Consider the following 19996-nt stretch of genomic DNA (forward strand, 5'->3'; position numbering starts at 1 on the left):
GGCCGCTGCAAACCCGCCGGGTACACCCCCGGCGGCAAGGACGATGACCAGCAGTAAGGATACTCTGTGAAGCCAAGCAGTACGCTGTCACCGTGGTTGCTGGGAGCCTTCGGGCTCCTGGCCTTGAATTTTCAACCGGTGGCCCAGGCCGCCGATGACATAGACCCTGCATTACGCCAGATCGGGCCGTCCCTGCTCAGGGACGCGCCTGACGCGGTACCGGCAAGGCCCGCCGTGGGCATGGCCCCGGTCGCCGGCGCGCAGCCCCTGGGGCTGTCCGAGGCCGTGTTGCAAGCCGCGCAATGGCACCCGAGCATCGCCGAGGCCATCGGCAACCTGTACAAGCAAGGCGAAGGGATCAATGTCGCCCGCGCAGGTTATTACCCGCAGATTTCCGGCGGCCTGCGTACCGGGTATGACACCGGCTACGGCGGTGACCGCAGCAGCCAGGCCATCAACCTGTCGCTCAAGCAGATGCTGTACGACTTCGGCAAGGTCGATCATGCGGTCAGCGCTGCCCAGGCCGCAGCCGCCCGGGCCCAGGCCAATATCCTGCTGGTGGTCGATGACCTGGCCCGCGACACGGCCTACGCCTGGATTGAAACGCGCCGCTATGAGCAGCTGATCGGCATTGCCCGTGACCAGATCCGCGGGGTAGGCGACATTGCCAGCATGGCCCGCCAGCGCAGTGACATGGGCGCCAGCACCCGCTCCGACGTGGTCCAGGCCGAGTCGCGGGTACAAAGCGCCCGCGCCGTGCTGGAAGAATACAGTGCCCAATACGAGCGCTGGCGCTCGACCCTGGCGGCCTTGCTCGGACGCGCCACGCCGGTCTCCCTGGACGAACGAACGCCTCGGGAACTGGCCCAGGCCTGCAAGCGGCCGAGCCAGGGCGACGAGCGCCTGCCAGCGGTACTGATGGCGCTTGCCCAACGTGCCCAGGGCCAGGCCGAACTGGCCCAGGCCAAGGCCGAGGCCTACCCTACCGTGTCGTTGCAGCCCCAGGTCAACCACTACCTGGACAATGACTACAACCGTGACAACTCACGCCTGGACCGTACCCAGGCCGGTATCTACCTCAACGTGGAGGTGCCGATCTACCAGGGCGGCTCCATCAGTGCCCGCAGTCGCGCGGCGGGCTATGCCCTGACGGCCGCCGATTCGGCCGAGGATGCCGCGCGCTTGCAGGCCCGCCGCGGCCTGGCCGAGGCCACCGCGCAAACAGCGGGGCTGGGCCGCCGCCTGAACTCGCTCGAGGCCCGCCAGGACAGCATTCAGGAAGCGCGGATGCTTTACGGCCGCCAGTACCTGGACCTGGGCACGCGCCCCCTGCTCGACTTGCTCAATGCCGAGCAGGAAATCTACCAGTCGCGCTTCGAACTGGCCGGCACCCGTTCCGACCTGCTGCGCCTGGACGTGGACTGCCTCTACAACACGGGCGCCCTGCGGGCGGCCTTCGGCCTCGAGGGGCGTAACCTGCAAGGTGTGGAGATTCAGCCATGAGCGATCCGGTCAATGTGACACTGCCCGAACAGGCCCACACCCCGGCACCTGCCACCAGCGCGCGGGCTGACCTCGGCCCTTGGCTGGAGGTGATGCTGCAGGTCGCGCACCATTATCGTCTGGACGTGTCCCCCCAGCGCATCCGCCTGGCCGCCGATGAGGATGCCCGGCCCCTGGACGAAATCCTGCGCCACATGGCACGCCAAGCCGGCCTGGCCTTGCGCTTTGTGCGTTTCGACGCAAAAGGCTTGCGGCAATGGCGCACGCCGCTGGTGCTGGAGCTTGATGACGGCCAATTGGCCGTGGTCGAGTCGGTGACCCAGGAGGATGACCTGGCGGTGGTCTTCGCAGGCGATCAAGGGCTGACCTCGCGCCTGCCCCGCGATGCGCTGCAAGGCAGGATCACCCGCGTTGCACTGCTGCGCCCTGCACGGCCACTGCGCGATGTGCGCACCGATGACTACACCGCCCCGTACGACCGTCACTGGTTCGCCCGCATCGTGCTGCGCGACCTGCGCCCGTACGGGCAAGTGATGATCGCCTCGCTGGTCGCCAACGTACTGGCGCTGGCTGGGGTGTTGTTTTCAATGCAGGTCTACGACCGCGTGATTCCGGCCGAATCATTGCCGACCTTGTATGTGCTGTTTGGCGGCGTGGTGCTGGCGCTGCTGTTCGACTTCAGCATGCGCCTGCTGCGGCTCAAGGTCACCGACCTGTTGGGCAAGCGAGCCGACCTGCGCGTCAGCGACCTGGTCTACGGCCACGCCCTGCGCCTGCGCAACTCGGTGCGGCCCAAGTCCACCGGCTCGTTCATTTCGCAGTTGCGCGAGCTGGAGTCCATCCGCGACCTGATCACCTCCAGCACCGCGACGGCACTGGCCGACCTGCCCTTCTTCCTGCTGTTCCTGTTCGTGTTCTGGCTGATCGGCGGCGTGCTGGTGTTCGTGCCGATCGTAGCCCTGGTGGCGATGGTGGTGCCGGGCTTGCTCGCGCAGCGGCGCCTGGCACGGTTAGCCAATGCCTCGATGCGCGAGTCCTCGTTGCGCAACGCCATGCTGGTCGAGAGCATCCAAGGCCTGGACGAGATCAAGGCCCTGCAAGCCGAGGCGCGTTTCGAGCGGCAATGGAACCAGTACAACGCCGCCTGCGCCCACACCAACCTGCGCCTGCGCACCCTCACCAACGGGCTGGTGGCCTGGACGCAGAATGTGCAAGGGGCCGTGTTCGCCGTGGTCATCGTGATCGGTGCGCCCATGGTGATCGCCGGTGACCTGACCACCGGCAGCCTGGTGGCCGCCTCCATGCTGGCCTCGCGCATGATGGCGCCGCTGGCCCAACTGACCCATGTCTTGACCCGATGGCAGCAGGCCAAGGTGGCCCTGCAAGGGCTGGACAAGCTGATGCAATCGCCAGTGGACCATCCTGAAGGCGAAGCACGGGTGCACATGCCTGCCCTGCGCGGTGAATACCGCTTGCGCCAGGCCACCTTCCGCTACAGCGAAGAAGCGCCGCCTGTGCTCAACATCGCGCAGCTGGACATTCGTCCGGGTGAGCGCATTGCCGTGCTTGGCCGCAACGGCGCTGGCAAGTCGACGTTGCTGCAGGCGCTGGCCGGCAGCATGGACCTGATGCAGGGCGAGGTGAGCCTGGACGGTATCGCCATGGCGCACCTGGACCCGGCCGACCTGCGCCGTGACGTAGGCTTGCTGGCCCAGTACGCCAGGCTGTTCCACGGCACCTTGCGCGAGAACCTGACCCTGGGCGCCGGCCAGGCCAGCGATCAGGAGCTGGTGGCGGCGCTGTCGGCCACCGGTGCACTGGATTTCGTGCGTCGCCTCCCCAAAGGCATGGATCACCTGATCCTCGAAGGCGGCCTGGGCCTGTCCGGTGGGCAGCGCCAGGCCCTGGTGCTGTCGCGTTTGCTGGTGCGCCAGCCGCAGGTGCTGCTGCTGGACGAACCTACTGCTTCGCTCGATGACATTACCGAGCGCCGGTTGCTGGATAACCTGGACCGCTTCTGCCAGGGCCGCACCCTGGTGATCGCCACCCACCGGTTGAGCGTGCTGCAGCGGGTGGATCGCATCCTGGTGCTCGACGGCGGCCGTATCGTGATCGACGACGCGCGCGACGCCGCGTTGGCCAAACTGCAAGGAGCGCAGGCATGAGCAACCATGAACTTCCCGCCTCTTATCTCGATGGTCAGGATGACCAGGCGGTGTTTCGGGCCGGGCGCCTGATCACCCTGTGCGCGGTGATGCTGGCGGCATTCCTGGCTTGGGCTGCCTGGTTCGAGGTGACCGAGGTGTCCACCGGCACGGGCAAGGTCATCCCCAGCTCCCGCGAGCAGGTCATCCAGTCGTTCGAAGGAGGCATCGTCGCGCAGATGAGCGTGGCCGAAGGTGACCTTGTCGAGCGCGGCCAGGTCCTGGCCCAGCTTGACCCGACCAAGACATCATCGAGCGTGGGCGAAAGCGAAGCCAAGTACCGCGCGGCCAAGGCCAGCCAGGCGCGGCTGCAGGCAGAGGTCACGGGCAAGCCGCTGAAATTCCCGGCCAGCCTGCGCGAGTCGCCCGAGCTGATCGAGGCGGAGACGGCGCTGTACACCACCCGCCGCCGTGGTCTTGAGCAGACATTGGCCGGTATCGAGGACTCGCTGCGGCTGGTGCGCAGCGAACTCAAGATCACCGAAAACCTGGCGAAGATGGGCGCCTCCAGCCGCGTCGAGGTCATCCGCCTGAACCGTCAACGCTCGGAACTGGAGCTCAAGGCCACCGAGGCGCGCTCGGAGTACCTGGTGCGAGCCAGGGAAGAGCTGGCCAAGGCCAGTGCCGAGGCCGACAGCCTGTCGGAGGTGATTCGTGGCCGCAGCGACTCATTGACGCGCCTGACCCTGCGCTCGCCTGTGCGGGGCATCGTCAAGGATATCGAAGTCAACACCCTGGGCGGTGTGGTGCAGCCCGGCGGCCAGGTGATGAAGATCGTGCCGATGGATGAGCGCCTGCTGATCGAGACCCGCATCGCGCCACGGGACATTGCCTTCATTCACCCCGACCAGGCCGCGAAAGTGAAGATCAGCGCCTACGACTACTCGGTGTACGGCGGCCTGGACGGCAAGGTGGTGGGGATTTCGCCGGATACCCTGCAGGACGAGGTCAAACCTGAAATCTATTATTACCGGGTGTTCATTCGTACCGAACAGGACAGCCTGCAGAACAAGGCCGGCAAGCAGTTTGCGATCGTACCGGGGATGATCGCCACGGTGGATATTCGCACCGGGGAGAAGACCATACTCGACTACCTCATCAAACCCCTGAACCGGGCCAAGGAAGCTTTGCGCGAACGTTAGCGCAGGCGCCCCTAAAGCCTTGACGGAACAGGCCGATAACCTGTTATCCCCTGTTCCCCACCGAAGGTCACCATGGCCAAGCAAAATGCCCGCGCGGACGCGTTGTCCCTGCTGTTGTTCACTCTGCGCAGCGGCAAGCTGATGGCAATCAACCTGCTCAAGGTCAGCGAAATCATTCCGTGCCCGGCGCTGACCAAGCTTCCCGAGTCCCACCCCCATGTCAAAGGCGTAGCGACCCTGCGCGGGCACCCGCTGTCGGTCATCGACCTGTCCCGCGCCATTGGCGAGCGACCGCTGGCCGACCCCAACGCAGGGTGCTTGATCGTCACCGAGATCAGCCGCTCGCGCCAGGGCCTGCACGTGCAGGCGGTCAGCCGCATCGTGCACTGCCTGAGCACCGACATCAAACCGCCCCCCTTTGCTTCGGGCACCCGCTCGTTCATCACCGGCGTAACCCGGGTCGACAACGCCCTCGTTCAGGTGCTGGACATCGAAAAAGTCATCCACTCCATCGCCCCACCGGTGGCCGATGCGCCCCACGGCACCTTGAACGAGGAGGACGCCAGCCTGCTGGCCGCCGCCAATATCCTGGTGGTGGATGACAGCCAGGTGGCCCTGCAGCAGTCGGTGCACACACTGCGCAACCTGGGCATCGAATGCCACACCGCGCGCAGCGCCAAAGACGCTATCAATGTGTTGCTGGAACTGCAAGGCACCGCGCAGGAAATCAACATCATCGTCTCCGACATCGAAATGAGCGAAATGGATGGCTACGCATTCACCCGCACCCTGCGCGAAACACCTGACTTCCAGCACTTGTACGTGCTGCTGCACACCTCGCTGGACAGCGCCATGAGCAGTGAGAAGGCAACCCAGGCCGGGGCCAATGCCATCCTCACCAAGTTCTCCTCTCCAGAGCTGACCGATTGTCTGGTGGTGGCCGCCCGTGCCGTGCGCTCAGACTGTAGAGTGCACAAATAGTCAACTACTAATTTTACCAATTTTACCGGTATGGTTTCCGGTACAGAATCGGGCATCCATCTTAGTAGCAAGCGAGACGTGCTCATGCTCCGACACCTTCGTTTTTACGCGAACGACCAACTTGTCACAGAGATTGATTCGTTCAGTCAACGTGTGTACTTTCGGTGCAATAGCTTACCCATCGCAACTGTTACCGCGACATCTTCAGGCAAAACCCTAGCCCTCCTTGGCACGGACAGACAGCATACGGTACTTATTGAAAAAACCCTTCAAGGCAGGCTTTTCAAAACGTATACCCCTTATGGTTTATGCGCATCAACCGAACAAAACCTGCTGGCATTCAACGGCGAACGCCAAGAGCACACTGGGCATTATATTCTTGGCAACGGCTATCGCAGTTTCAACACAACCCTTATGCGATTTGAAAAACCGGATAGCTACAGCCCCATGGGCATGGGCGGCATCAATGCTTTCACTTATGGACTGGGAGACCCCGTAGGCCACCATGACCCAAGCGGTCACTTTAGTGCAGCGGTAATGAAAAGCCTCAAGGAATGGTCCGCACGCGCAAAATTACGTACGATGTTCGCCAAAGCACCTGAAGCAAACATCTATCTCGACGACGCCGCGCAGCAACTTGGCAAAATCTACGGCGCCAGTTGGGTTCCAGCGCCACAAAAAACCTGGGCCCGCGCCTGGGAAAAAACTCAGCAAAAGTATGCTGGCGACCCTACTCTCCTTAAAGACATTGTCAGAAACGCGCTAGTCGCGAAAAAAAGAACTGCCCCTCAGATCGTCAAGGCCATTGAAGCCTTGGGTGGAAAATACAAATACATTGACGCTTCAACAGACCCCCTTGGCTACAGCGGAATCAATGCGATCATTCCGACACCCAATGGCCTTTGGGGGGAAATTCAAGTAATCCCGAAACGGATGTCGTATGCTCGATTTTCACCTGAACTCTCCCCAACTTCCATGAGCAAGCGGTCCTTTGACAGAATTAATAACCATGCCGAAAGCTTGGGGCTGAGTGCTGGCGTGGGACACAAATACTACAGAATATTCAGAGAGGCTAACGCTAGCATCAGAGACAAGGCGGAGGCAGCAAAGCTGAGCAAAGCATACTACGGAGCACTCGTGAAACCTACCCCGGTATAAATTCAAACCACTCGGCACCAAAAAATATTAACCCTGAGACATAAGCCAATAGCCACCCGCTCAATGACCAGGCGAATAGAAACAAAGCACATCTGGAAAACTTCAAAAATAAGCGATTCCATTTATAAATCTTTGGAAATCTTCCTATCATTTTCTACGACAGAATATTCTGGCAAAATTCACTCACCCAAACGCTTTCTGGAAATCTGTATGAAGCCTTTCTGCTCTCTCATGGTCGCCTACGCCCTCTTCAGCGGTGTCGCCCAAGCCTCCAGCAGCCAGGCCTGGAACGAGCACCGTCAGCAGATGCTCAAGGCCTGCCTGGCTGCCAGCCAGTTCAAGAACGCCCATGCTCGCGGCAAGCCCGCCGAATTCGACGATCAGTCCGGCATGAGCGCACTGCTGATCGAAGGCGTGTACCCGCAAAAGCACATGAAGCAGCGTACCGGTACCGAGTTGTGTCTGTATGACCGCAAGCAGCAGCGGGCGTATGTAAGTGAATGGAGCCCGCAAACCAAGTGAGCGATAGCCTGCGTTTCGCCTGCACCGGCTGCGGCAAGTGCTGCAGCGGCCACCATGTGCCCCTGACCCTGGTCGAGTCGCAGCGCTGGGCCCGCGACGGTGGGCAGGTGATCGTGCTGATAGAGGCATTCGTCGTCGACGGCCCTGGCATGCCTCCTGAGCAACGCGAACATGTGCTGTTGCGCTCTCACGCCGTGCCCAGTGCCGACGGCCAGATCCGGGTGTCGGTAACCTTCGCGGCCTTCAACCCTGGCCGCTGCCGCTATCTGGACGACAACGACCTGTGCGCCATTTACGACCAGCGCCCACTGGTGTGCAGGATCTATCCGGTTGAAATCAACCCGCACATCCCCTTGCGGCCCGAGAGCAAGGATTGCCCGCCTGAGGCCTGGCAACAGGGGCCTGAGCTGATCCACGGCACGCAGTTGGTCGATGCCCAGTTGCAGGCGTTGGTGCAGGCCTCTCGGCAGGCAGACAGGGAGGACATCGCAGCCAAGGTAGCGGTCTGCCATGCACTGGGCATGACGACTAGCGCGCTCAAAGGCAACGGCTTTACTGCCTACTTGCCTGACATGCAGGCGTTTGCCACAGCGCTTGCAGATCAGCCTCAGGACACTTGGTGTTCTTGGGCTCTGCATGTCGAGGATGCGGCATTGCAGGCTCAGTTACAGGCGCTTGGGGTGCAGGTGACTGTCCAGCCACCGGTTTATTATGCGTTTATCGGGTTCTAGGGGCGGGGCCGTTTTGCGGCCCCGGCAATGTGAGCTGCGAAGCTGAGCACCTGCAGCTGCCACCTTCGTGGCCGTTCTGGCCGAGGCAAGCGTGCGCTCCGACCACGTCCGGTAACCGCCTGAATGTGAGCCCCCTAACGCCCACTCTGAACTTCGTCTCTCACAATTTCCCTACAAGGCTCTAAACCGGGCATTTCAAAGAAAATCCCCGCCATTCCAGCCCCGATACTTACCTTTTACGCAACAGTGCTTATCCAACTTCGCTCTGTTTAAACTGCCTCCACACGACTAACTTTACCCCTGTCCTCATTAGCACTTGCACCGCAAGAAGGTAGTTAGAAATGTCCAACAGTATGGGTATTGCCAGCGTGTTCGTCCTGTCGTCCCTGTTGTTGTCCCCTCTGGCCATGGCCGAAGAATCGCCTGCATTCGTGGCCCGCAACGCCGAGTTCGCCGCGGCCCATCAGGACGCCCGTGAAACAGTGGCCACACAGCTTGCCGACACTGTCAAAGGCTCGCCACAGACAGCGTCCAAAGCGGTTGTCGATACCGACGCCGACAGCTGAGCCTACGCCCCGGCGCGTTCAACAAGCGCCATGGGATTCATCTGTTTCAATATGTTAGCCTCTAAAAGCCGCTGCCCGATCAGCGGCTTTTTTTCGTATGCGCTGTGTTTTTTCCTGGCAGTTTTGTCATGCGCCAAGCATGGCCATCCCTTATAACAAGCACTGCCCCGCCTACCGATCAAGGAGTCTATACCGGTGTCTTTCGCGTTTCGCTTCACCCCGCTTTTCATTGCGCTCAGTGCAAGTATTCCCGTCACGGCTCAGGCCACCGATGACAACGCCGAGGGTTTCGTCGAGGGATCGTCGTTGAACCTGCACCTGCGCAATGCTTATTTCAACCGCGATACCCACAATCACGGTGCACGCGATACGCGGGAATGGGGTCAAGGGGCAGTGGCGCGCTTCGAATCCGGTTATACACCAGGCACTGTCGGTTTTGGTCTGGACGCGCACGCCATGCTGGGGGTGAAGCTCGACGGTGGTGGTGGTCATGCAGGCACCAGCATCCTGCCGACCCATGTGAAAAGCGACGGTGAACTGGGGGCAGCCCCGCATTCGTTTTCCACCGCAGGCGCGGCACTCAAGCTCAAGGCGCTGGACACCGAGTTCAAGGCCGGTGATCTGTTTCTGACCAACCCCGTGATCGCCGGTGGCGAAACCCGGATGCTGCCGCAGACGTTCCGGGGTATCAGCCTGACCAACACCAGCGTCGAAGGGCTGCTGCTTGAGGGTGGCAAGGTCAGTTTCACCAAGCCCTACAACCAAAGCGGCCATCGCCGTATTGACACCTACTACGGCTCACTGGATGAGCGCGGCAAAAGCAAGCACCTGAGCTGGGCGGGCGCAGCCTGGAGCGGTACACCCAACATCACGACCAGCGTGTATGCGGCTGAACTCAAGGACATCTGGAACCAGTACTACGCCGACTTCGACTACACCTATGTGGTCAACGAGCAGGTCAGCCTCAACCCTGGCGCTCACTTCTACCATACGCAAGACACAGGCCGGGCCTTGCTGGGCAGCATCGACAACAACACCTACAGCCTGCACCTGACCCTCAATGCAGGCGCTCATACCGTGACCGCCGCCTATCAGCGGGTTAACGGCGATACGCCGTTCGACTACATCAACCTCGGAGACAGCGTCTACCTGGACAACTCGCGCATGTATTCGGATTTCAACGCGCCGAACGAGCGGTCCTGGAAACTTCAGTACGGGTATGACTTCGCCGGTCTCGACCTGCCTGGCCTGAGCGCATCGCTGTCGTACTCGCGGGGCAAGGCCGACCTGACCAAGGCCGCCCAGGACAACAGCCACTACGACTACTACCGGGCCGATGGCAAGCAGGCCCAGCACTGGGAACGTGACCTGGACATCAAGTACGTGTTCCAGGAAGGCGACCTCAAAGACCTCTCGGTGCTGGTCCGTTACGCCACGCACCGCGGCGGCCAAGGCTACGCCTCGATCGACGGCAACAGCAACAACGACGAAGTGCGCGTCATCGTCGACTACCCCCTGAACGTGTTCTGACAGCCTGGTGCAGCCACTGGCTAATCCGTGCGGCAGGGCGATCTCTGCCGCGCTGTGATTCCGTCGGGCGAACTTGTCCGACAATCACCACTTGCCTAGAATGTCGCCGCCGCAAATGGCCCCCAGCAGTCGCGACCATGCCTACCTCACCGTTACGCCTCGCCCCTTCCCGGTCGCACCCTGAACTGGCTCTTGTGCTGGGCAGTTGCCTGGCCGTGCTCGCCATCGTGGCCATCGTCAGCTACTTGCTGATGCGCGAGCGTGAGAGCGTGGAGCAGTCGGCCGTACGCTCGGCCAACAACATCGTGCAATTGATCGAAAGTGACATTCTGCGCAATGTCGAGCTTTATGATCAGGCCCTTCAGGGGTTGATCTGGGCGGTAGGCCGCAAGGAGCTGCTCTCGGTACCCGCCCCCCTGCGCCAACGGCTGCTGTTCGATGACACCTTCGCCGACCGCAAGCGCGGGGACGTACTATGGCTGAACAGCAATGGTGACGTGGTGGGTGATTCGACCAGCAGCGTACCGCGCAAGGCCAACTTCCGGGACACGGGCGTATTCCAGACCCACTTGCACAACCCAAACACTGCCCTGCTGGTGGGGCCGCCGTTCAAGGCCCGGTTGGGCGACCTGGACTGGTGCATCAGCTTCAGCAGGCGCATTACCGACCCGAACGGCAATTTCGCCGGGATTGCAGCCGGCGCACTGCGCCTTGGCTATGTCACCGATCTGTTCAAACGCCTGGATATCGGCGCCAACAGCAGCGTGAACCTGTTCAACGTCGAAGGCCAGCTGCTGGCCCGCCAACCCATGGGCCCGTCCGACCCATCTGTGGGCAGCCAGTACGCGGGCAAGCCTAATTTCCAGCGGATACTCGGGCAACAGAGTGGCAGCTTCGTCGCGGCCTCAGCCGGGGATAACAGCGAGCACATGTATACCTTTGCCCGGGTGGGCGACCTGCCGCTGATCGTGCTGGTGGTGCATGCCACCGACGAGGTGTTCGCGTCCTGGCGCCGCACGGCGCTGCTGGTCAGCGTCGCCACCGGGCTGCTGTGTGCAGGGATCATCTGGTTGACCTGGCTGCTCGGCCGGGAGCTGCGTCGGCGCTACCAGGCTGAACAGCGCCTGGCGACCTTGGCCGCGACCGACAGCCTGACCGGCCTGGCCAATCGCCGGCACCTGGACCAGGTGCTGCGCCATGAATGGGCACGTGCCCAGCGTACCCGCCAGCCACTGACGGTGCTGATGGTGGATGTGGATCATTTCAAGGCGTTCAATCAGCGCCACGGCCATGCGGGCGGTGATCACGCACTGCGCGAGGTGGCAAAGGCCATTGAGGCCTGCATCCATCGGCCGGCCGATCTGGCCGCTCGGTATGGCGGGGAGGAATTTCAGGTGGTGCTGCCAGAAACCGATGTGGAAGGAGCACGGATGCTGGCAGAACGAATATGCCGCAGCGTCGAGCGACTCGCTCCTTTCGGCGACGATACCCAGCCGGTCACGGTGAGCATCGGCATTGGCAGCCTCAACGCAAACACCCAGCAGGGCCTTGCAGCCCTGCTGGGTGGTGCGGATGAAGCGCTCTACCGGGCCAAGGCCAAGGGCCGCAACCGGGTAGAAGGCCCGGTCATTTAGGACTGGGCGCGGACCTTGTCACGCAGTGCTTTTACTTCATCGTGGTTTTTCTGCACGCCTTGCAACTGACGATCAACCAGCACCAGGCTGTTGGCAGCAGCAGGAACGTTGAGTTTGGTGAGCTTTTCACGCGCTTCACGGTATGCCTTGAGGGCATAATCCTGGCCACGCTCGGTCTCATTCATCACCGCTTCGTCATCGTGACTGGTGAAGGCTGTCTTGATTTCGATCCAGGCACGGTGCAGGTCACCGGTGAAGCTGGTGGACGTCTCCGGGTCACCGCCCAAGTGACGGACCTCGGCTTGAAGCTCCGAAACAGCTTGGCCACAACCAGCGGCGCGCTCAGTCAGGAAGGCTTTGAGGCTTGGATTCTTAACGTCTTCTGCCGATTTCAGAAAGCCTTTCTGGCCGTCTTTGCTGTATTCGATCAGGTCGTTGAGAATATCGATCACGTCTTTGTTGGTATCGCTCATGACTCAAACTCCTTGAGGGTTGATGAGTAGACAGGAGCAGCCTTCGTGCCAGCTTTTGAAAAAAAATAAGTCCTTATAAATCAATAGATTAAAAGATAACGGCAAATTGACATACGTCGCGTTATGCATGATCCGCTTCGGTTGGTCGTGCAGTTTGCAGTATGGTGAGCCTCTTTCAGACGAGCACAAAAATGTTCAACCCGGAACGTCTCGAACTGTTGGTGACCCGCAGCATGCCGTTTGGCAAATACCAAGGCCGGATCATTGCCGACCTCCCAGGCGATTACCTGGCGTGGTTTGCGCGCAAGGGCTTTCCTACAGGGGAGCTGGGGGAGTTGCTGGCCTTGATGCATGAGGTCGACCATAACGGCCTGGGTGACCTGTTGGTGCCATTGCGGCGTAAGCATGGGTGTTGAGCGGGTTCGCCGACCGTGCCCTCGTTGAACGGCACTGTATGGGGCTGAAATATTGGACTGCTTCGCAACCCATCGCGGCACAAGGCCCCTCCCACAAAGTTGTGTGAGCCAGGCACTCAGGCGTCACGCGGTCAGTGTGGGAAGCGGCCTTGTGCCGCGATGGGCCGCGTAGCGGCCCCCAGATTTCAGCTTCGCAGCTCATATTGCCTGGGCCGCTACGCGGCCCATCGCAGCGCAAGGCCGCTTGTATGGTTAGACTTGAAGGGGTGGTGGGACGCGAAAGCCGATTCTGACTGTCAGCAGCAGTACAGACTGTGGGAGACATCGCCCCACCCCTTCCACCAAAGCGCCGATAAAGAATGCATCGTTTTTGAACGACGATAGAAGCAAGCCAGCGCCTCTTGGTGAAACCCCCTTCAAGCCCTAGAACCATAACGTGAGGAGCCACCCATGGCAATGCAGGTAGATCGGTTAATCGTGGGTGTAGATGTCGCAAAAGCGGAGCTGGTTATTCATCACGACGACCGCGATGAAATTATCAAGATTAAAAACGCTAAGCCAGAAATCAAGAAGTGGCTCAAACAGCAAGCGGCCCACACGGCGATCGCCGTTGAGGCTACCAATGTCTACCACTTGGACTTGGTTGAACTAGCCCACGGGATGGGTTTTCAGGTTTATGTCGTCGACGGATTCCAGTTAAACAACTACAGAAAAGGTGTCGGGGGACGTGTAAAGACTGATCCATCTGATGCTCGACTACTATCCCGTTTCCTTAGGAACGAAGGTAACGAACTCCGGCCCTGGAGCCCTCCGCCAGCCGTCTACGGCAAGCTCCAGAGCCTGCTGCGGCGCCGGGCGGCTTTGGTGACTGCGCGCACTGCGATGACCCAAAGTTGGGCCAACGAAAATCTGCTTAGAGCCGCCTTCGAGACCTTTGTGAAATCGATTGATCGGCTGGACCAGTTGATCCAAAAGAAACTGAAAGAAGTGCTGCGCGAGGCTGGATTGCAGGAGCAAGTTGCACGTTGCCAGGCAGTGGAAGGAATCGGTTTTCTCACCGCCACCGCATTGGTAATGGCATTTGTGAGAGGTGAATTTAAGAGCAGCGACTCATACATCGCCTTTTTGGGGATGGACTTGAGAGTGAGCGATTCTGGGCAGAAGAATGGACGTCGCCGTCTTACCAAGCGCGGCTGCTCGGAGATCCGTCGTCTACTTCATAACGCTGCGATGGCAGCCAGCCGATCGGCGGCATGGAAAGAGCTTTATGAGAAACAGCGCACGGCAGGAAAAGCGACGACCCAAGCACTGGTGATTTTGGCTAGGAAACTTGCGCGGGTGGCGTTCGCCCTGATGAGAAATCAGGACGAATATGTCACCAGAAAGGGGAAACTGGCTTGCTGAAAACCATAGAATCTCCCACAGTGATCGCGTAATGTCGGAGCGAACGTATTCATCGGCCCATCCTGGACTTCATGTGAAAGCCAGCACGCCCGATGAGCGACATCCGTGGCCATGAAAGTGTTGCCGTTGAGCAACCTTACCCCTTGACCGGCGCCACCATCAGCTCGACGTTTTCGTTCTTCTTGATCAGCGCATACACCACCGCCGTCAGCAAGCTACCTGCGACAATCGCCAACAGGTACAACGCGGCATGGTTGATGGCGTTCGGGATCAACAGGACGAACAGTCCACCATGGGGCGCCATGAGTTTGCAACCAAAGTACATGGACAAGGCCCCAGTCAGCGCGCCCCCTGCCAGGCTCGCCGGAATCACTCGCAGCGGATCCTTGGCGGCGAATGGGATGGCCCCTTCGGAAATGAAGCACAGCCCCAGTGCCAGGGCCGCCTTGCCCGCCTCCCGCTCGCTCTGGGCAAACTTGCGCCTGGCCAGGAACGTGGCCAAGCCCAGGCCAATCGGCGGCACCATGCCGGCGGCCATGGTGGCGGCCATCGGGGCATAGCTCGAAGACGCCAGCAACCCTACCGAGAACGCATAGGCGGCCTTGTTGATCGGTCCGCCGAGGTCGACGCACATCATGCCACCAAGCAGCAGCCCCAGCAGGATTGCGTTGGTGGTGCCCATGCTGTCGAGAAACCGCGTAAGGCCTTCGAGCATGGCCGCCACCGGCTGCCCCACCACATAGATCATCACCAGACCGGTGAACAGGCTGGCCAGCAAGGGAATGATCAGGATCGGCTTGAGCGCCTCCAGACTGGTGGGCAGCTTCGCCCAGCGGGCAATGGCTTTGGCGCTGTAGCCGGCCAGAAAGCCCGCCACGATGCCGCCGATGAAGCCGGCGCCCAGGGTGCTGGCCAGCAGGCCGCCGATCATGCCTGGGGCCAACCCTGGCCGATCGGCGATGGACCAGGCGATATAGCCGGCCAGCAGTGGCACCATCAGCTTGAAGGCCGCTTCACCGCCGATCTGCATCAGCGCAGCCGGTAGCGTCCCCGCTTGCTTGTAGGCTTCGATACCGAACACGAACGACAAGGCGATCAGCAGGCCCCCGGCCACGACCATGGGCAGCATGAACGAGACACCGGTCAGCAGGTGCTTGTAGACGCCGGTTTTTTCGCCCTTGCTGGCGGCGGCATTGGCAGAAGCAGTCCCACCCTCCTCCACTTTGGCTTCGGCCAATGCCTTGTCCAGGGTGGCGCGGGCCTGCTTGAGCGCAATGCCAGTGCCGCAGCGGTAGATGCGCTTGCCCGCAAAGCGCGCTGCGGGCACCTCGATGTCAGCGGCCAGCAGCACCACGTCGGCAGCTGCGATGGCTTGGGCCGAAAGCGGGTTGCGTGCCCCGACCGAGCCCTGGGTTTCAACGGTGAGCTGGTAACCCATCTGTTGCGCGGCCTGTTGCAGGGCTTCGGCCGCCATGAAGGTATGGGCGACGCCCGTCGGGCACGCAGTGACTGCAACGATGCGCACTTCCTCGCGGGTGTCGACATCGGGGGCTACGGCCGTCAGCGGCTGCGCATTGGCAGCTGCTTCGTCGAGAAAACCTTCGCGGTCAGCCAAAGCCTGGGACGGCGTGCTCTGGTACACACGCTTGCCTACAAAGCGGGTAAGGTCCACCGGGCCGGTGCTGACCACCAGCACCCAGTCGGCGTCGGCGATCTGCGCTGCGTCGAGCTGTCGTTCGGGATGCTCGGCATCCTGCACCTCGACCTGGGTGGTCCAGCCACGGCGCTGAGCCGCAGCCGCCAGCAGACGTGCGCTGAGCACGCTCGATACCTGGCCGTTGGGGCAGGCAGTGAGAATGACAATGTTCATTGGCAACCCTCTTGTTGTTCTGTCAGGCTCACAGCGGCTTGCAGGCGGGCCAACTGGTCATGGTCGTTGATGCCGAAACCCACCTGGGTGACGGCCTGTGCGGCGATGGCGGTGGCACGGGCCAAGGTGCGCGATGCGGCTTCACCCTGCAACAGCCCGTGGACCATGCCGGCCACGAGGGAGTCCCCAGCACCGACCGTGCTGGCCACCTTCACCTTGGGCGGTACCGCCGCCAGGGTGAAATCATGGGCGAACCAGCGTACCCCGTGCTCGCCGGCCGAAACCACCACGTGCTCGACGCCCTCATCCAGTAGCTGCCGGGCGGCCAGTCGCTGTTGACTGGCATCGTCCACGGGCGTGCCCAGGGCTTCGCCCAACTCTTCGGTATTGGGCTTGACCAGCCAGGGCAGGCTTTGCAGACCGACGCGCAGCGCCTGACCGCTGGTGTCCAGCGCCACTTTCAAGCCCATGGCCTTGAGCTCATCGAGCAAATCACCAAACCATTGAGGGCTAATCCCGCGTGGCAGGCTCCCAGCAACGACCACGGCGTCATGCCCCGGTGCTTCCTGGCGCAACAGGCGCAGCAAGGCATCGCGGGCGGCCGCGTCCACTTCCGGGCCCAGGCCATTGATGTCGGTGACGCGGCCATCGGCCTCGACCAGCTTGAGGTTGCTGCGGGTTTCCCCAGGCACGCGCACGAAGCAATCGCAGAAGCCGCGCCAGTCGATCAGCGCTTCGAATGCCTGCAGGTTGTCCTGCCCAAGAAAACCACTGACGGTCACGGTATGGCCCAGGTCGGCCAGCACCTGGGCGACGTTCAAGCCCTTGCCAGCTGCGTGGCTGTGCTGGGCCTGGCTGCGGTTGACGTGACCGGGGCGCAGGCTGTCGAGCCCGATGGTGATGTCCACGGCAGGGTTGAGGGTCAGGGTCAGGATCTTGGCCATTCAATAACGCTCCACCAGCGCGCGAACCGCGGCGGCGCTGTCTTGTTGCAAGGCCTCGCGCGCCAGGGCGCGGGCTGTACGGGAATCGGCCTGGCGCACCAGGGCCTTGACTTCGGCAACGCTGCGCGACGCCACGCTCAGCTCGTCCACTTCAAGCCCCAGCAGCACCGCGACGGCCTGCGGGTCAGCCGCCAGTTCGCCGCAAACCCCCACCCACTTGCCATGGGCGTGGGCGGCGCGCACTGTCATGTCGATCAGGCTGAGGACCGCAGGATGCAGCCCATCGGCCTGGGCGGACAGGCTGGGGTGGCCACGGTCGATGGCCAGGGTGTATTGGGTCAGGTCATTGGTGCCGATGCTGAAGAAGTCCACCTCGCGCGCCAGTTGCGGCGCCAACAAGGCTGCCGAGGGCACCTCGACCATGATGCCCACCTGCAGGTCTGCCATGGGAATCTCCATACGCAGGCGCTCGACCATCGCACGTGCCTCGCGCCACTCGTGCATCTGCCCGACCATGGGGAACATGATGCGCAAAGGGCGTTGATCGGCGGCGCGCAGCAGGGCACGCAGCTGGTCTTCCATCACCTGCGGGCGCTGCAGGGTCAGGCGCACGCCGCGCACGCCGAGGAAGGGGTTTTCTTCCGCGGCGATCGGCCAGTAGGGCAGCGGTTTGTCACCGCCCACGTCCAGTGTACGCACCACCAGCGGGCGCCCGTCCAGGCCATCGAGCACGCGCCGGTACTCGGCCTCTTGGGTGGCCACATCCGGCGCCTGGGAATGGGCCATGAAGATCAGCTCGGTGCGCAACAGGCCGACGCCTTCGGCCCCCTGCTCCACCACTTTGGCGATACCGCTGCTTTCACCAATGTTGGCGAACACTTCGATGGCATGGCCATCACGGGTCACGGCTGGGTCGAAACGTTTGGCCCAGGCGGCTTGCAGACGCTGCTCGCGCAGGTCGCGCTCAGCCAATGCACGCTGCAGCTCTTCGGCTGGCGGCGCGACGTTGACCACACCGCGCTGGCCGTCGAGCAGCAGCGGCGTGCCATTTTCCATTAGCAGCACGCTGGCGCCGGCTCCGACCACGGCAGGGATACCCAGCGCCCGGGCGACAATGGCGCTGTGCGCGGTGGCGCCACCCTGGGCCGTGACGATACCGGCAACCCGCGCCGGGTCGAGCCTGGCGACATCTGAGGGGCCGACCTCGCTCATCACCAGTACGTAAGGTTGGTCAGGCTCGCTCTGCGTCTGGACCCCGCACAGCTGGGCCAAGACGCGGCGGCCCACGTCGCGCAGGTCGGCAGCCCGCTCGGCCAGCAAAGCGTCATGCAGCGCTTCCTGCTGGCTGGCGGCTGACTCGATCACCGCCACCCACGCGGCAGCGGCACTCTCCCCCTGGGCCAGGCGTTGCTCGACGTCGTCGGTCAGAGCCGGGTCGGCCAGCATTTCCTGATGGGTGACGAAAATCTCGCCGATGGCCGCGTCGCTGCGCTGCACCAGCACCTGAAGATCGGCACTGACGGCAGCCACCGCCTGGGTCAGCTTGTGACATTCCTGATCGTACGACTCGCCGTGCAGCGGGTAGTCGTACGTGCGCTCGGTCACGACGTGGGCAGGGCCGCACGCGATACCCGGGGCAGCGCCCACACCCTGTACGCGGCTGCCGGCCGCCGGCGCCTTCGCCGTTTCGATGGCTGGCTGCGCAGAGGCCTCTGGGACAAGCGGCAGCGCCTCCACCTCCTCGCCCAGCCCTTGCTCGATGGCTGCCAGCAACGCAGGCAGGGCATCGGCGGCGATAGCGGGCTCGGCCACCAGTTCCAGTTCCTGGCCACGGCGCGCGCCCAGGCTCAACAGCTTGCTCAGGCTTTTCACCGAGACGCCAGGCTGACCGCTCTCGACCACGCGCACGCGAATGTCGCCCTCGAAACGTTTGGCCAGTTGCGCCAGCACCTTGGCTGGGCGGGCATGCAGGCCGTGGGCATTGGCCAGCAGGATGCGTGCGCTCGGCCAGTCGGCAGGCGCCTCGCCGCCGAGCACTTCGAGCACGGCGCGGCTGCTGGTGGCCTGGTAGAGCATCTGCCCGCGGCCTTCGATCAACACTTCGCACAACCGTTCGAGCAATGCCTGGTGGGCAGCCCCCAGGCTGGCCAGGCAGAACAGGCCAGTCAGCGGTTGATCGCGATAACGCACAGGTTGTGCCGGGGTGACGAAGGCCAGGCCTGGCTGGCGAACCTGGCGTTCGCTGTGCAGCCACCACAAACCCTCTCCCAGCGGCAGCGGCTCTGCCTGCTGGAGCACGGCGGCAAAGCCGCTGTCCACGCAGTTGGCGCGCTGCAACAGGCGCGCACCGCGCCAGGCCAGCTCATCGAAGTCTTCGGCCGGAAGGTTCAGGGCGATCAACTGCGCATCGAGCGCCAGCGCCTGCGGTGCACCCTGCAGCAGTTTGAGCAAGGCCTCGGCCGAGCCCGCACGGCGCAGGGCTTCTGCCAGATCGGTTTCGCCCAGGGCACGGGTCAGCAATTGCAGAAGGCGCAAGTGCTCGTCAGAGCGCGCGGCGATGCCAATGGCCAGGTACACGATCTGCCCATCCCCCCAATCCACACCCTCGGGAAACTGCAACAGGCGCACGCCCGTGGTGTACACCAGGTCGCGGGTCTGCGGCGTACCGTGGGGGATGGCGATGCCCTGGCCAAGGAACGTGGAACCTTGCGCCTCGCGATCCTGCAACCCTTGCAGGTAGCCCTCGGCGACCAGTCCGTCGGCGACCAGGCGATCCGCCAGCAGGCGCAATGCATGTGCCTTGTCTGGGGCCGTCTGGCCCATGGCTATCTGCTCCTTGGCGAGCTCAAGCATGACCTTCTCCCTTTGCAGTTCCCGGATGGGTACTGGAGTATTGTTGTGAAATTCACGGAAATGGC

Annotated in this window: 16 protein-coding genes; 12 read left to right on the top strand and 4 right to left on the bottom strand. The window is 62.3% G+C overall.

Going from position 1 to position 19996, the window contains the following annotated elements; genetic code table 11:
- The first annotated feature begins 66 nt into the window (after window positions 1-66).
- The 10 genes from CWR53_RS18475 to CWR53_RS18520 all read left to right on the top strand — a co-directional run bounded on the left by CWR53_RS18475 (window position 67) and on the right by CWR53_RS18520 (window position 11971).
- Complete coding sequence (locus CWR53_RS18475; RefSeq protein WP_078479086.1) at window positions 67-1503, top strand: TolC family outer membrane protein; 1437 nt, start codon at window positions 67-69, stop codon at window positions 1501-1503.
- Window positions 1500-3668 carry a type I secretion system permease/ATPase gene (locus CWR53_RS18480; protein ID WP_100852204.1) on the top strand — a complete coding sequence of 723 codons (2169 nt, stop codon included), beginning with the start codon at window positions 1500-1502 and terminating at the stop codon, window positions 3666-3668. The genes CWR53_RS18475 and CWR53_RS18480 overlap by 4 nt, the downstream gene beginning before the upstream one ends.
- Window positions 3665-4849: an HlyD family type I secretion periplasmic adaptor subunit gene (locus CWR53_RS18485; RefSeq protein ID WP_023534727.1), complete on the top strand. Its 1185-nt coding sequence runs from the start codon at window positions 3665-3667 to the stop codon at window positions 4847-4849. The genes CWR53_RS18480 and CWR53_RS18485 overlap by 4 nt, the downstream gene beginning before the upstream one ends.
- Window positions 4850-4921: 72 nt before the next feature.
- Window positions 4922-5830 carry a chemotaxis protein gene (locus tag CWR53_RS18490; protein ID WP_058605838.1) on the top strand — a complete coding sequence of 303 codons (909 nt, stop codon included), beginning with the start codon at window positions 4922-4924 and terminating at the stop codon, window positions 5828-5830.
- A gap of 84 nt (window positions 5831-5914) precedes the next feature.
- Window positions 5915-6988 carry an RHS repeat-associated core domain-containing protein gene (locus tag CWR53_RS18495; RefSeq protein ID WP_100852205.1) on the top strand — a complete coding sequence of 358 codons (1074 nt, stop codon included), beginning with the start codon at window positions 5915-5917 and terminating at the stop codon, window positions 6986-6988.
- A 210-nt stretch (window positions 6989-7198) separates the two neighbouring features.
- A complete protein-coding gene (locus CWR53_RS18500) occupies window positions 7199-7510 on the top strand; it encodes a hypothetical protein (RefSeq protein WP_100852206.1) in 312 nt (103 codons plus the stop codon).
- Window positions 7507-8241 carry a YkgJ family cysteine cluster protein gene (locus CWR53_RS18505; protein WP_100852207.1) on the top strand — a complete coding sequence of 245 codons (735 nt, stop codon included), beginning with the start codon at window positions 7507-7509 and terminating at the stop codon, window positions 8239-8241. The genes CWR53_RS18500 and CWR53_RS18505 overlap by 4 nt, the downstream gene beginning before the upstream one ends.
- Window positions 8242-8582: 341 nt before the next feature.
- Window positions 8583-8807, top strand: coding sequence for a hypothetical protein (locus tag CWR53_RS18510; protein ID WP_100852208.1), 225 nt, complete (start codon window positions 8583-8585; stop codon window positions 8805-8807).
- Window positions 8808-9002: 195 nt separating this feature from the next.
- On the top strand, window positions 9003-10337 hold the full coding sequence (locus CWR53_RS18515) for an OprD family porin (RefSeq protein ID WP_058605844.1): 1335 nt from the start codon (window positions 9003-9005) through the stop codon (window positions 10335-10337).
- A gap of 137 nt (window positions 10338-10474) precedes the next feature.
- Window positions 10475-11971, top strand: coding sequence for a diguanylate cyclase domain-containing protein (locus CWR53_RS18520; RefSeq protein ID WP_100852209.1), 1497 nt, complete (start codon window positions 10475-10477; stop codon window positions 11969-11971).
- Here CWR53_RS18520 and CWR53_RS18525 read toward each other — a convergent pair.
- Window positions 11968-12444 (bottom strand): PA2169 family four-helix-bundle protein, encoded by a 477-nt coding sequence (locus tag CWR53_RS18525; RefSeq protein WP_023534674.1) that lies wholly within the window; start codon window positions 12442-12444, stop codon window positions 11968-11970. The two genes, CWR53_RS18520 and CWR53_RS18525, sit on opposite strands and share 4 nt — an antisense overlap.
- A gap of 191 nt (window positions 12445-12635) precedes the next feature.
- On the opposite strand from CWR53_RS18525, the gene CWR53_RS18530 reads away from it, so the two are divergent.
- Together CWR53_RS18530 and CWR53_RS18535 are read left to right on the top strand one after the other, a co-directional pair.
- A complete protein-coding gene (locus CWR53_RS18530; protein WP_100852210.1) occupies window positions 12636-12860 on the top strand; it encodes a DUF3820 family protein in 225 nt (74 codons plus the stop codon).
- Window positions 12861-13310: 450 nt separating this feature from the next.
- Entirely contained in the window at window positions 13311-14264 is a 954-nt protein-coding gene (locus CWR53_RS18535) for a transposase (protein WP_100850623.1), read from the top strand.
- A 136-nt stretch (window positions 14265-14400) separates the two neighbouring features.
- Here CWR53_RS18535 and CWR53_RS18540 read toward each other — a convergent pair whose 3' ends face one another.
- From CWR53_RS18540 to ptsP, 3 genes are read right to left on the bottom strand one after another with little or no spacing between them, the layout of a single operon-like run.
- Window positions 14401-16134 (bottom strand): PTS fructose-like transporter subunit IIB, encoded by a 1734-nt coding sequence (locus CWR53_RS18540; RefSeq protein ID WP_100852211.1) that lies wholly within the window; start codon window positions 16132-16134, stop codon window positions 14401-14403.
- Entirely contained in the window at window positions 16131-17078 is a 948-nt protein-coding gene (gene pfkB / locus CWR53_RS18545) for a 1-phosphofructokinase (protein ID WP_100852212.1), read from the bottom strand. Before pfkB ends, CWR53_RS18540 begins: the two co-directional genes overlap by 4 nt.
- Window positions 17079-19931 (bottom strand): phosphoenolpyruvate--protein phosphotransferase, encoded by a 2853-nt coding sequence (gene ptsP / locus CWR53_RS18550; RefSeq protein WP_100852213.1) that lies wholly within the window; start codon window positions 19929-19931, stop codon window positions 17079-17081.
- Window positions 19932-19996: the final 65 nt, after the last annotated feature.

The sequence above is a fragment of the Pseudomonas sp. SGAir0191 genome (assembly GCF_002812565.2).
GTDB lineage: Bacteria > Pseudomonadota > Gammaproteobacteria > Pseudomonadales > Pseudomonadaceae > Aquipseudomonas > Aquipseudomonas parafulva_B.